This is a genomic window from Roseivirga echinicomitans (assembly GCF_001592935.1).
GTDB classification, from domain to species: domain Bacteria; phylum Bacteroidota; class Bacteroidia; order Cytophagales; family Cyclobacteriaceae; genus Roseivirga; species Roseivirga echinicomitans.
In genome coordinates this window covers 103,558-117,515 of the sequence record NZ_LRDB01000002.1, presented here as the reverse complement: position 1 = coordinate 117,515, position 13,958 = coordinate 103,558, and the positions used below count along the sequence as shown (strand labels likewise).

The window sequence follows — 13,958 nt, the reverse complement described above, 5'->3', positions numbered from 1 at the left end:
AAATTTTGCTATGAAGATTAACGTGAATGGTATTGACCGTGAAGTGGATGTGGAACCCAATATGCCTTTGCTTTGGGTACTGCGCGATGAACTTAACCTTACTGGAACCAAGTATGGCTGCGGAGTTGCCGCTTGTGGCGCCTGCACTGTTCACCTAGATGGACAGGCCGTTCGCTCATGCGTATTGCCTATTGCTGCCTTGCAAGGAAAAGCCATTACTACCATTGAATCCATTGCAAAAGATGATCGGCTATCACGGGTTCAACAAGCTTGGATCGACCATCAAGTGCCGCAATGTGGTTATTGCCAATCGGGAATGATTATGGCCGTAGAAAGCCTCTTTGCAAACAATAGCCAGCCTTCCGAAGAAGAAATTGACGCTTCCATTTCTAACATTTGCCGCTGCGGAACTTACCAAAGAATTAAAGAAGCCATTAAAGAGGTATTGACTCAAAATCAAGAAAATGGCTAAAGAAAGAACTAGAGGACAGAAAATAAGTCGCAGGGCATTTATAATTTCCGGAGCTGTAATCGGAGGTGGTTTTGCATTAGGTTTGGGCGGAGTGGCCTTTTCTAATTATAAGAAAAAGCAGTTTAGCGGAATGGGCTTTGAGGGGGCAAAATCGCTCAATGCCTTCATTCATATTACCCCAGACAACAAAATCAAACTGGCCATTGCTCGTGCAGAAATGGGTCAAGGTGTTCATACGGCATTGGCCATGCTTACTGCTGAAGAATTAGAAGTGGATTTAGATCAAATTGAAGTAATTCACCCACAAGTAGAATCGCCTTATGCCAATGTCAACTTAGCGACCCATTACGAAAGGACGTCAAGCTCTACAGGTTTCCATTTCATGGAAAAAGTGGCCTACATTCTTCCTTATATCGCCACTGGCGGAAGCACCACCATTCGTGACGGCTACGAGCATTACCGCATTATGGGCGCTTCTGCCAAGGAAATGTTAATGAAAGTGGCCATGAAAAAATGGTTTGTTGACATTGATAAATTGAAAGCAGAAAAAGGCTTTATCATCAATACTGAAACCGGAGAAAAAGTCACTTACGGATCTCTTGCGCCTTTTGCTGCGGAAGAAAAACCCAATAACCGTCCGACTTTAAAAGCGAAGTCCAATTTCAAAATCATTGGCAAACCTACCCAGCGCATCGATCTAAAAGGAAAGGTGACGGGAGCAGCCGAATATGGCATTGATGTGCGTTTACCGAATATGCTTTTTGCTGCCGTCCAGCACTGCCCAATTACTGGGGGAGAAATTACGAGCATTATGAATGAAGCGGAAGTAATGGCCATGCGTGGGGTAAAGCACATAGTGCAGTGGCCTGCGGGTGCCGCTGTAATTGCAGACAATACTTGGCGAGCCCAACAAGCAGCCAAAGCCCTAACTTTTGAAATTGACAGTAAGGGGCAAGAACAGCTTTCTTCTGCTCATATCTCTAAGCTTCTAAAGGCAAGACTCGACAAAGAAATCGGACACATAAAAGAGGATATTGACGATACGGCTACGGCATTTGAAACTTCCGATAGAGTCTTCGAAGCAGAATATGAAGTTCCATTTTTAGCCCACGCTACCATGGAACCCATCAACTGCACGGTGTTGGTGGAAGAAGACAAAGCCAAGGTTTGGGTGGGGCATCAAGCACCATTCCTGGTCACCATGGCCACCGCCAAAGAAGCCGATATTAACAGCAGTAAAGTTGAAATCGATATAAAGTACTTGGGAGGTGGTTTTGGCAGAAGGGCCGAAAACGACTTTGTTACCGAAGCCGTGCGCATTGCCAAATCTATGAAAGGCACACCTATTCAAATGGTTTGGTCGAGAGAAGAAGATACACAATTCGATACCTATCGCCCAGCGGCCATGGCCCGTTTTAAGGCAGGGATCAATAATGACGGAACAATACCCGCTTGGGAAAATCATGTTACGCTTCAGTCGGTTTTACGGAGCAGCATTGGGCGGAACTTCCCATTGATGACTCCACCAGAATCTCAGGACACTACCGCAGCCGAAGGCGCTTTGGGTTTAGCTTATAATCTGGGTGCACGAAAAGTGGGGTATTCGTTTATTGAAAGCCCAATGCGTTTAGGTTTTTGGCGAAGTGTAGGCCATTCTTACAATGGCTTCTTCACTGAAAGTTTTATTGATGAACTCGCTAATGAAGCCGATACCGATCCTTATGCGTTTAGAGCAAAACTTCTTTCTTCAAATTCTAGACAGAAAAAAGTGCTGGACAAAGTAGCCCAAATAAGCAATTGGAATTCACCTCTTCCCGAAGGGAAAAGCCGAGGCATTGCCTTTCACGAATCTTTCGGCTCCATTGTGGCGCAAGTAGCTGAAATCAGCATTAACCCCGATAAAGAGTTTAGTGTAGACAAAGTCTTTTGCGTGATTGACTGTGGCAATTATGTAAACCCTGACACCATTATTGCACAGATGCAAAGCGGGATTGTTTTTGGCTTAACGGCAGCTGTCTATGGAGAAATCACCATTGAAGAAGGCAAAATTCAGCAGTCAAACTTCCCTAACTATGAAATGTGGAAGTTGAAACATATGCCTGAGGTGTTCACGCACATCATGGAAAACAATGAAGCACCAGGTGGTGTTGGCGAACCTGGTACCCCGCCTATTGCTCCAGCACTCACCAATGCTATCTTTGCTGCAACTGGCGAACGTGTGCGTTCCCTTCCTTTAAAAAATCACGGTTTTAAATTAGTCTAAACCATTAAATGAAATCATTCAAGTTATTCGCACTCCTGTTTTTGGTTTGTAGTTGTACCACACTGACGGTGAATAAATCGATTCAAGAAATACAATTACCTACCTCCTTTTGTGAGACAAGCCCAATAGAGATAGTGCACAATATGCCTTATGGAAATTCTCCTTGGAGGAGAACCATCAACTTACCGACAAGTGGGAAGTTTGTGGAAGAAAACCATTATGTCACTCAATCCGATAAGTTCGACAACCAAGCGCCTTGGCCTAAAACGATAACCGAGAACATACAGCAGCACCTTCAGCGCAGTTTCCTTCTCTATCAATCCTTCGACCCAAAAATTACTTTTGAGCAATTGTATTATAGAAAGTGGAACAAAGAATGGACACCTGAAGAAGGCGGGCATTTTGGACAAGGTTCTGTGGGGGAAGTACAGCGAAGTGAATTATCGCCAGAGGATGAAATGTGGTTCATAACCATGATGTGGGCCAGTGAATCAAAACCGAAAAGGGGTACCAAACTCTTACTTACTGCCAATAACAAAAGTGTGGTAGTGATTGCAGGCTATGAAACGGGACCTTCTTCTAAAGATCACATTGGAGGAATTACTAGAGAAGTTCATGCTTGGTTGGGCACTGACCCATCTTCTTTGATAGAAGTAGGTTTGCTGAAAAATCAAGAGCAAAAAACAGGGCCCATAGACTGTAAATAATCAATACTTACATCCCACAGGCCTAAAAATCATCGGTTCAGTTTATACTCTAACCTGACCATTCCCGAAGAAATAATATTTATTGGTCACCAATTGTTCTAGCCCCAATGGGCCACGGTGATGCAATTTATCGGTACTGATGGCCAGTTCGCCACCAATTCCCATTTGACCACCATCGGTAAAACGGGTGGAAGCGTTGTGATACACTGCTCCACAATCTACCTGCTCCATAAAGCTTTGCGCCAACACTTTATCGGTTGTCATAATGGCTGAAGAGTGGCCACCAGAATATTTATTAATCTTCTGAATGGCTTCCTTTTCGTCACCTACAAGGGCTACGCATGCCTTGAGTGCCAAAAACTCTTCGAACCAAATTTTTTCGTTTTCAATAACTTGCTCTTCCGTCAAAATCTTCTTCACTTCCTGATCTACAACAAGCTCTACCTCGAACTCGTGTAAGGCCTTTTGTAGCTGAATCAGTTTATTCTTTAAATCAGGTAAGCGCCTATCCAGCAAAATCTTGTCGAGGGCGTTACAAGCAGAGATTTTATCGGTTTTAGCATTCAAAATCACTTTCAATGCTTGGTCCCAATCCGCTATATGATCTACATAAATGAAGTTGTTCCCTCTTCCACTTACCAACACTGGACAAGTGGCATGTTCTTTCACAAAAGCAATCAAACGCTCTCCTCCGCGAGGAACAATCAAGTCAATTTTCTGATCTGGATTTTTCAAGAACGCTTGAGTTTCCGTTCTCGACATTTTGAGCAGCTGCACCCAATCCGTATCTAGGCCATTTAAGTGTAAAGCTTGATGCCAACAGTCGATTAAAATCTGATTGGAATGTATCGCTTCCTTCCCTCCTTTTAGGAGAATTCTATTATTGGCTTTAAAAGCCAAAACCGAAGCCTCAACCGTTACATCAGGTCGAGATTCGTAAATCATCATGATGGTGCCGAATGGTGCAGTTTTGTTAATGATCTCGAGCCCATCTTCTCGTTTGAAGGTAGACTTTGTCTGTCCTACTGGATCATCCTTCTCCATGACTTCTTCCACGGCTTTTACCATGCTATCGATCTTGTCATTGTCAACGATTAGCCTATCGTACATGGCGCGATCGGTTGGATCAAAAGCAGCCAAATCTAACTGATTTGCCGCTATGATTTGAGCCCTATTCAGCCCTAAAATTTTTATAAATGATGCTAATACTTTATTCTTCTTATTTGTTTTTAATAATTCCATTTTTACTTTTTATGCTGTGAATTTGGTACCTACCTTCTTCCCATCAACAATGTCTATAATGACGTTTTCACGCTTACCATTTGCTATAAATGTGGTGATGTTCTTAGCGGCAGCGCCTTGAGCAATCTTTAATTTAGAGCCCATGCCGCCTCTTCCTTCCGCCTCTCCCTTTTCATTTTTCTGAATGTATTTTTCCAGATTTTCATCCGCACTCACTTCTCTAATAATTGAAGTGTCACTATGATCAGGGTGACCATTGTAAAGTCCCTGCGTATCGGTCAAAAGAATAAGCATATCGGCATTGATCAGTTCCGCCACCAAACTCGCCATTTCATCATTATCGGTAAACATGGTGTGCGATAGCGATGTAGCGTCATCTTCATTCGCAATTGGAATGATGCCTTCCGACATCAATCCTTCGTAACAATTGATCATATTTTCGCGCCAAACGCCAGGGTTAAAATCCCTTTTGGTGGCCAACACTTGAGCACACTTCATTCCGTAATCATGAAAGGTTTCGTAATAGGTTCGCATCATTCGTGGTTGCCCCACAGAGGAGAAAACTTGCCTTCTGATGGCCTTATCTTTGATTTTAGAATGCCCAAGCACTTCTTTTCCAGCAATCACTGACCCTGATGAAATCAAGACCGAAAGAATGTCTCTTTCATACAGTTCTGCTATTTGTCTTACAATTCCCTGAATTACAGGTCTTACAATACGGTTGTCTTTATTGGTCAGTACGTTGGTACCTACTTTTATCACTACTCTTTTTTTTCCTGATTTTACCACGACTATTTTACTTGTAGTTCTGTTTCTTCCTGCCCTAATTCTACTGCTTTATTAAAGGCAGCATATGCGGCATCATGAATTAACTGTTGCACATTATTGTCATCCAAAGAGTCTAATGCTGCTTGGGTAGTACCTCCTTTTGAGCTGACCTTTTTCATCCAACCGTTTGCAGAAAGCTTATTCTTATTGAACAGTTCAATGGCCCCTTCAAAAGTCGCACTCACCAATACCTTTGAGTCGTTATCTGAAAAGCCCATGCTTTTAGCGGATTCCATCATGGATTCCATAAAATAGAATACATAAGCTGGTCCCGAGCCGGAAATACCAGTAGAGGCATCAATAAAGCGCTGCGAATCAACCCTTACCGACTTACCTGTGGTGTTCAATAAATCTTCAACTCTCCACAGTTCTATGCGTGAAACTTCTGGTGCTGCCAAGTAGGAAGTCATTCCTTTACCCACTTGCGCAGGCAGGTTTGGCATGGCGCGCACCACTTTTGTAATTCCCAAACCTTGTTGAATGGTTTCAATGGTAATCCCTGCCATAATAGAAATCACCAATTGTTGGTCATTCATCATTTCCCTCATTTCGTGCATGAGTTCATCACTGTGGTAAGGTTTTACCGCCAGAAAAATGATGTCCGCTATAGGGAGGCATTCCTCTAGACTATCGTAGACTTCATAATTTTCTATAGATTTTTTAAGCGTTTCTCTTAACTCAAGAGATTTATCGAAGATGATCAGGTTTTCCTTTTTTAAATAACCCGATTTTGCGATGGAGGACGTATAGATTAAGCCCATATTTCCTGCACCAATTACTAGCACTTTCATGATTGTGTTTATTAAATGAATTTAAAGATTGCTTATAGCAAACTGCCCCAGGCGAATACCTCGGTGGCGACAACAATTAGATTTTGATGAATTAATTAACGAACACGCAGTAGACCACAGGAAGGGCCAGAGAGTTAGAGAAAGTAACCTTTCTCGAGTATTTAATATGTTTTGCGTAGCTCATTATACTTAGTCAACAACAGTAAGGGTTTAATGTTCCAATTAATTTAAAAAACATCTTATCTTGAAAATGACACCTCACTATTACAAATGATAAATAGCTTCATACACCAAGAACTTTCTATTCTTCCCTGCACCGAAATTGCCTGCGACATCTATGAACACAAAGTAGAAAGTATTCTTTGGGTAGAAATAAAGGGCAAGTGTAGCCATGGCTCTCAAGGAGAACATTACGGCAAATTTCTCTATCAAAAAATAGGGTTGGCATTACTCACCTTTAAACCGTTAGCTATTCTGGTCGACATGCGAGACATGCAATATGATTATGGTGACAGAATCATTAGCCTCTTCCAGATTTTTCATGACGTAGTTATTTACCCCGAAGAGGGTTTCATTACTTCTTTCGTGTTATCCGACAAAAACAGATTCGGTCTTTCTTCATTACTACAACTGGATTTAGATCAAACGGACAGTGATTTTCATCTGGATTTAAATTCAGCTTACGACCGTTTAACTAAACGCTATGACGAAATCTAATTCCCTGATCATCCCTTAAAATTATTTTTAAAAACATCAACAACTCCACACGTCAATACCCAAACACATTAACCCAACACTTCGCTGCCATATTGGCACTTCTTCACGCAAAACACCTATATTTGCGGTTCAAATTTGTAGAATAGAGATAGAAGTAAATGGATAACATTATTCAGGATATAGACATTCTAGATAGAAATAATCAGGAAGTGACCGATACTGTGATGACTTCGAAAGAGGAAAACACAGGCAAGAAAAAGAAACTCTACATAGAAAGTTATGGATGCCAAATGAATTTCGCTGATAGCGAGATTGTAAGCTCCATCATGAAAGACAACGGTTATGACACCACTTCGGAATTTGAACAAGCCGATGTCATCTTTTTGAATACCTGCTCCATCAGAGAAAAGGCCGAACAAACCGTTAGAAAACGTTTAACCGATTTCAATAAAATAAAGAAAAGGAAGCCAGAGCTCACCATAGGTGTTTTGGGCTGTATGGCTGAAAGGCTGAAAGACAAACTTCTTGAGGAAGAAAAGCTGGTAGATCTTGTCGTTGGGCCAGATGCCTATCGTGACTTGCCAAATTTAGTAGGTTCGGCAGAAGAAGGCTTAAAGGTTATAAATACCCTCCTTTCCAGAGAAGAAACCTATGCCGATATCTCCCCTGTTCGATTAAACTCAAACGGAATTAACGCATTCATTTCAATCATGCGAGGTTGTGACAACATGTGCTCTTTCTGTGTAGTCCCATTTACCAGAGGCCGTGAAAGAAGTAGAGACCCGCATTCAATTGTTCGCGAAGCACAAGAACTTTTCGATCAAGGGTATAGAGAAGTAACGCTCTTGGGCCAAAATGTAGACAGCTACAAATGGTCTCCGGAAGAGAACAACAAGGCGTGGCTAGAGAAGAAGGAAAAGCAAGGTGAAGCCGAAGCATTGGTCAATTTTGCCAATTTGATCGAAATGGTCGCCAAAGTATCTCCTGACCTCAGGGTTCGTTTTTCTACTTCACATCCAAAAGACATTACCAACAAAGTGCTCCATACTATGAAAAAGTATGAGAACATTTGTAAATACATCCATTTGCCTGCACAAAGTGGTAACAGCCGAGTGTTAGAGCTGATGAATAGAACGTATACACGCGAATGGTACATTAACAGAGTTGATGCCATCAGAGAAATTTTGGGTGATGAATGTGGCATATCTTCCGACATGATTGCTGGCTTTTGTAGCGAAACAGAAGAAGAACATCAGGATACATTAACCTTGATGGATTATGTGAAATTCGATTTCTCTTATATGTTTTTCTATTCTGAAAGACCAGGCACGCTGGCCGCCAAAAAACACGAGGACGACATTCCATTGGCCGTAAAGAAGAGAAGGCTACAAGAAATCATCGATAAACAGCGCAATTATTCATTCGAACGAAACAAACTTGACCTAAACAAGGTACATAAGGTACTAGTAGAAGGCACTTCAAAACGTTCCGAAGAACACCTTAGTGGAAGAAACACGGCAAATAAAGTGGTGATCTTCCCTAAAAAGAACTTCAAGAAAGGAGACTATGTAAATGTTTTTGTGGACGACTGTACAACTGCCACACTTCTAGGAAACTCTGTTGATTAACCCGCAATCCCTATACTTTGAATAGCAACGAAATATTAAGCATAAAACAGCGGTTTGGTATCATAGGCAATAGCCCCCAATTAAACCACGCCATTCAAGTAGCGGCTCAAGTAGCCCCTACCGACATGACTGTATTGATTACTGGCGAAAGTGGTAGCGGTAAAGAATCGTTTTCAAAAATAATTCATCAGTTAAGCCCAAGAAAGCACGGTAAGTTTATCGCGATAAACTGTGGAGCAATTCCCGAAGGCACTATCGACTCTGAACTATTTGGTCACGAGAAAGGCTCCTTTACAGGTGCTTATGATGCTCGAAAAGGTTATTTTGAAGGAACTGATGGCGGCACCATCTTTTTAGATGAAATTGGGGAAATGCCAATGTCTACGCAAGCGCGTTTACTTCGTGTTCTAGAGAATGGGGAATTCATCAAAGTAGGTTCTTCCAAAGTTCAAAAAACGGATGTGAGAGTAGTTGCAGCCACCAATGTGGATTTACTCGATGCTGTAGACAATGGGAAATTCAGAGAAGATTTATATTATCGATTAAGCACAGTTCCAATTTCTGTCCCTCCATTAAGGAACAGAGGAGCAGACGTTGATTTACTCTTTAGAAAGTTCGCTTCTGACTTTGCTGAAAAATATAGAGTAGAATCTATTAAGCTCGATGACGAAGCCAAAAACATTCTTTTACGCTATAATTTCCCTGGTAATATTCGCCAGCTGAAAAATTTAGTAGAACAAATTTCTGCACTAGAAATGGAAAGGCAGGTTTCTGCTGAGACTTTGGTCAAATATTTGCCTCAGAATAGATCAAGTTTACCTGCACTATACAAAGCACATAATGGCCAAGGTGGAGAAAGCCTGAGTGAGAGAGACCTGCTCTACAAAGTATTGTTCGATATGAAAAAGGACATGACTGAGCTTAAAAAATTGGTTCACGATATTTTAGAGTCTGGTGATCTGAGCGAAAAGAGTATTAGTGACCATCCAAACCTGTTTAGGAATATAGATGATGACAGTAACTCCCCTCTCAGCGATCAGGTTGAAAAGCAAACAAATGAAAGTTATTACTTAGAGCCCAAACCAATTGCTGATGACTATGATTACGAGGAAGATAAAGTAGAGGACATTACACATGAAATGGAAGACGAGTCGTTATCCATTGAAAAGAAGGAGCAAGAACTGATTATAAAAGCCTTGAAGAAGAATAATAATAAAAGAAAATACGCAGCTAAAGATTTAGGGATCTCTGAACGTACTCTCTATCGTAAAATCAAGCAGTATGAAATTGAGTAAGTCATTATTAATAAGTCTTTCCCTATTGGTTTCAATGCTTTATGGTTGTACCTATGGTTTTTCTGGTGCTTCAATAGACTACAATACTACCAAAACTGTTTCTATTGCAAATTTTTTCAATGATGCCGTTGACGGTGGGCTTCCTAACATGGGCCAGACCTTTACAGAAGACTTGAAGGATTATTTTCAACGAAACACCAAATTAGAATTGATCCCTTCAAAAGGAGATTTACAGTTTGAAGGTGCCATCTCCCAATACAACATAGCCCCTCAGGCCGTTGTATCATCCGGAAACCAGAATGTAGCTGATAGATCGGGTTTAATGAGATTGACCATAGGTGTTGAAGTTGCGTTTACCAATGTGAAGAAAGAAGAAGAGAATTTTAAGCGTACCTTTAGTTTTTATGCGGACTATGATCCTCAAACAACATCATTAACCACTGTCGAACCAGAGTTGGTAAGCCAGATTTTTAAAGAGATTATTTTTGAAATTTTCCAGGCCTCAGTTGCCCAATGGTAATTTTCATTCTATTTTAGACATCCCAAAACAAAAACCAGTGAATAAAGAACGGTTTAATCAACTTCTTGGCAACCTACACCAAGTCACCAATAAGGACATTAAATCCCTGAATGAACTGCGTAAAAAATATCCTTTCTTTCAAACGCCCTATGTACTAGTAGCCAAAGCGCTAAAAGACAGAAATCACCCAAAAACGGATGCATTCATTAAAAAAGCAGCCATCTATTCTCCTAATAGGGCTCACCTAAAGAAAATAATCCTAGGTGAAATAAGCTTTGAGGATGCCCCAAAGAGCACTTCTCCTAAAATAAATATCAGTACAGCTTCTGAACCCTTAACTGTGAAAACACAGGCAACAGCAAACATTAGGTTTGATGAGCAAGTAAAGGAGGAAGACGCGATTCAAGATGCTCTGGTCAATACCGACAACAAAGAGGTGACGAAAGAAACCTTAGCTACTACACCATTGAGTCAGCAAAGCCAAGAAATTAATCAGCTTGAGCAAGACTTATTAGAGATCAAAGAGCGCAAACTCCGATTGGCTAAGATGTTTGAAGGTCAAGAACAGATAGAAAAGGCCAAACGAGAGCCAAAACAGCAAAGCAATAAATCTCAAGTTGAACTGATTGAGAAATTCATCAAAAATGAACCTCGTTTTGAAAACAAAAAGGGCAATAACGAGGACAATGAATACTCTCAGGAGGACCTTGCGGCCAAGCATATGAAGTCAAAAGACGAGTTCATCACTGAAACACTGGCCAAATTACTACTGAAACAGAAAAAATATACTCGGGCTATTGACATTTATGAAAAACTAAGCTTGAAATTTCCTGAAAAAAGAACTTACTTTGCGAGCCAAATTCAAAAAATAAAGGAAGTACAGAATGTTTAAGCTATTAATAATCCTTGCCATCATCGTTGCCATACTTTTAATTTTAATCGTATTGGTTCAAAATTCTAAAGGTGGCGGTCTATCAAGCCAGTTCGGTGGCGCAGGCGCTACTCAAGTAATTGGAGCAAAGAAGACTACCGATTTATTAGAAAAAGTAACTTGGGGTTTTGCACTAACCTTATTGGCCCTCAGCTTGGCATCAGGTATGATGGTAGACAACAGTAATAGCGACTTTTCCAATAACCCCAATATAGATAAGGCACTGCAAGAAATACCGATGCAACAACCGGTTCCAGTAACTCCAGAAACTCAAACGGTTCCTGACACAACTGGTAACCAGTAAGCACACAAAAGACTCTATAATAAAAAGACTATCAATTATTGATGGTCTTTTTTTTGCCTTGTACTCTAAACCCGTACTTTTCGCGTTTAACATTTACACAATAGCATTAATATTGCAGTTATAACATAAATCAATGCCAGAGCATGTCAAACTTCTGGTATTCAAATTCAACATTATGAACAAACTCAAATTTATCTGTTTAGGTCTCCTATTCACAACACTCACATGGGCAGCGACCCCATACAAGTATGTTATTGATCTTACCCGTGTGTCAGACGATAGAGTACTTGTAGAGCTTGCTCCTCCAAAAATCAAACAAGACGAAATCATTTTCTATCTACCCAAAATCATTCCTGGCACTTACGCCATTGCAGACTATGGTCGTATGGTATCTGATTTTGAAGCCTTCGATAAAAAAGGAAATGCGCTTCTCGTTAAAAGGCTTGATGACAACACTTGGAAAATCAGCAATGCAAAGAAAATAGCCAAAATAAGCTATTGGGTGGATGATACTTACGACAACCCGAAAGAGGGCGCTGAGATATTCCAACCTGCAGGAACCAACATTGCGGAAGGAGAAAACTTCCTTTTAAACACAAGCGGTTTCTTCGGTTACTTTGAAGGAATGAAAAAAGAAACCTTCGAGCTTAATATCATTCGCCCTAAGAATTTTTATGGTGCTACTGGTTTAAAAGCAGAAGCCACAAATACAAGCTTAAGCCGATCATTAAGAAAGCGAGATTTCATTACTCCTGATGTAAACAGTACAGTTGACAGATTCGAAGTGTCAGATTATGATCGCTTGGTGGACTCTCCATTAATGTACAGCAAGGCTGATACAGCAGTGATTAAAGTAGCCAATACAGAAGTACTAGTTGCCAGCTACTCTCCTAACAACAAGGTAACTGCTAAAGAAATTGCAACCAGTATCAAAGAAGTATTGGCGGCACAGAGTACATTCTTAGGCGGGAAATTACCTGTTGAGAAGTATGCCTTCATTTTCTACTTTACAGATCAGCCAGTAGTTTCTTATGGAGCACTCGAGCATTCATTCAGCTCACTCTATTTTATGCCTGAGCAAACCATTCAACAAATGAATCAACAGTTACGTGACTTTGCGGCACATGAGTTCTTTCATATAGTAACTCCATTGACCATTCATTCTGAAGAAATTGGAAGTTTCGATTTTAACGACCCTAAAATGTCGCGTCATCTTTGGATGTACGAAGGCATGACGGAATATTTCGCGGGGAGTGTTCAAGTAAAATACGACTTGGTCAGCCCTGATGAATACTTGGACATGTTAAGAGAAAAGATCCTCACTTCTGCGCAATTCAAAGATGATTTACCTTTTACTGAATTGAGCCTTGGCGCTTTAGACACCTATGCGGACCAATACTACAATGTGTACATGAAAGGTGCCTTAATTGGAATGGCTTTAGATATCAAGCTTAGAAAGCTTTCTGATGGCGCTTATGGTGTACAAGACATGATGGCTGGGCTATCTAAAAAATACGGTATGGAGAAGTCTTTTCAAGACGATAAATTGTTCAGTGAGATAGTAGCCATGACCTACCCGGAAGTTGGTGAATTTTTGAACACTTATGTAGCAGGGAACACCCCCATCAACTATGAAGAAGTATTGGCCGAAGTTGGTGTAAATATGATTGAAGGCGGTACAACAAAGCAATATTCATTAATCATCAGTCAAGAAAGCATAGCCGCAGCCGAATACAATGGAAAAAGAATGTTGGCGATTGGTAATCAAGATAAACTCGATGCTATGGGCAAAGCGCTTGGATTACAAAACGGTGATATCATCTTGAAAATGAACGGAGACGAGCTTCCAGAGCTTGGTCCAGAAATCAATAACTTCTTAGGCGGACAATTTCAGAAAATCCCAGAACTAGAAACTATGAGCGTAACAGTAATTAGGGCCGTAGATGGCGAGCCTAAAGAAATGACACTTACTGCGCCTAACCAACAAATCGATGTGCCTATAGCCCTTACATTGGCCTTTGATGAGAATGCTACTCCAGCTCAGCTCAAATTGAGAAAGGCTTGGTTAGAACCAAAGAATTGAGATTCCATATTTTGAGTTAAAACAATTGAAAGGTCACCGAAATCGGTGACCCTTTTTTACATTCACTATTGGAAGAGACTCTCAAAAATTGCAAAAAGTAAAACCACAGGTTTCCAAAAGTAAAAGGCAACAAAAAAGAGCTACCAATGGGTAGCTCTTTCAAATTCATGTATCAAG

The 13,958-nt window shown here is 40.8% G+C and carries 13 protein-coding genes; 10 read left to right on the top strand and 3 right to left on the bottom strand.

The genetic code is table 11. The features are described from left to right. The first annotated feature begins 10 nt into the window (after window positions 1–10). Genes AWN68_RS04040 through AWN68_RS04030 form a run of 3 tightly spaced genes read left to right on the top strand, consistent with a single transcriptional unit; the run spans window position 11 to window position 3,442 of the window. Window positions 11–472, top strand: coding sequence for a (2Fe-2S)-binding protein (locus AWN68_RS04040; protein ID WP_068411804.1), 462 nt, complete (start codon window positions 11–13; stop codon window positions 470–472). After that, window positions 465–2,735, top strand: coding sequence for a xanthine dehydrogenase family protein molybdopterin-binding subunit (locus AWN68_RS04035; protein WP_068411801.1), 2,271 nt, complete (start codon window positions 465–467; stop codon window positions 2,733–2,735). Before AWN68_RS04040 ends, AWN68_RS04035 begins: the two co-directional genes overlap by 8 nt. Window positions 2,736–2,743: 8 nt before the next feature. Beyond that, entirely contained in the window at window positions 2,744–3,442 is a 699-nt protein-coding gene (locus AWN68_RS04030; RefSeq protein ID WP_157716077.1) for a hypothetical protein, read from the top strand. Between the two features lie 42 nt (window positions 3,443–3,484). On the opposite strand, the gene AWN68_RS04025 is transcribed toward AWN68_RS04030, so the two are convergent. From AWN68_RS04025 to proC, 3 genes are read right to left on the bottom strand one after another with little or no spacing between them, the layout of a single operon-like run. Continuing rightward, on the bottom strand, window positions 3,485–4,684 hold the full coding sequence (locus tag AWN68_RS04025; protein WP_068411795.1) for a glutamate-5-semialdehyde dehydrogenase: 1,200 nt from the start codon (window positions 4,682–4,684) through the stop codon (window positions 3,485–3,487). Between the two features lie 9 nt (window positions 4,685–4,693). After that, a complete protein-coding gene (gene proB / locus AWN68_RS04020) occupies window positions 4,694–5,473 on the bottom strand; it encodes a glutamate 5-kinase (RefSeq protein WP_068411793.1) in 780 nt (259 codons plus the stop codon). A gap of 2 nt (window positions 5,474–5,475) precedes the next feature. Then, complete coding sequence (gene proC, locus AWN68_RS04015; protein WP_068411790.1) at window positions 5,476–6,303, bottom strand: pyrroline-5-carboxylate reductase; 828 nt, start codon at window positions 6,301–6,303, stop codon at window positions 5,476–5,478. 270 nt (window positions 6,304–6,573) lie between these two features. On the opposite strand from proC, the gene AWN68_RS04010 reads away from it, so the two are divergent. From AWN68_RS04010 to AWN68_RS03980, 7 genes are all read left to right on the top strand, one after another. Next, window positions 6,574–7,020: a hypothetical protein gene (locus AWN68_RS04010; protein ID WP_068411787.1), complete on the top strand. Its 447-nt coding sequence runs from the start codon at window positions 6,574–6,576 to the stop codon at window positions 7,018–7,020. A 158-nt stretch (window positions 7,021–7,178) separates the two neighbouring features. Next, complete coding sequence (miaB, locus tag AWN68_RS04005; protein WP_068411784.1) at window positions 7,179–8,648, top strand: tRNA (N6-isopentenyl adenosine(37)-C2)-methylthiotransferase MiaB; 1,470 nt, start codon at window positions 7,179–7,181, stop codon at window positions 8,646–8,648. Between the two features lie 17 nt (window positions 8,649–8,665). Beyond that, on the top strand, window positions 8,666–9,943 hold the full coding sequence (locus tag AWN68_RS04000) for a sigma-54 interaction domain-containing protein (protein ID WP_068411781.1): 1,278 nt from the start codon (window positions 8,666–8,668) through the stop codon (window positions 9,941–9,943). Then, complete coding sequence (lptE, locus tag AWN68_RS03995; protein WP_068411778.1) at window positions 9,930–10,463, top strand: LPS assembly lipoprotein LptE; 534 nt, start codon at window positions 9,930–9,932, stop codon at window positions 10,461–10,463. The genes AWN68_RS04000 and lptE overlap by 14 nt, the downstream gene beginning before the upstream one ends. Next, entirely contained in the window at window positions 10,429–11,355 is a 927-nt protein-coding gene (locus tag AWN68_RS03990) for a hypothetical protein (RefSeq protein ID WP_172796030.1), read from the top strand. Before lptE ends, AWN68_RS03990 begins: the two co-directional genes overlap by 35 nt. After that, on the top strand, window positions 11,348–11,698 hold the full coding sequence (gene secG, locus AWN68_RS03985; RefSeq protein ID WP_068411773.1) for a preprotein translocase subunit SecG: 351 nt from the start codon (window positions 11,348–11,350) through the stop codon (window positions 11,696–11,698). Before AWN68_RS03990 ends, secG begins: the two co-directional genes overlap by 8 nt. 175 nt (window positions 11,699–11,873) lie before the next feature. After that, window positions 11,874–13,781, top strand: a complete 1,908-nt coding sequence (locus tag AWN68_RS03980; protein ID WP_157716075.1) for a M61 family metallopeptidase — start codon at window positions 11,874–11,876, stop codon at window positions 13,779–13,781. The last annotated feature ends 177 nt before the right edge of the window (window positions 13,782–13,958 follow it).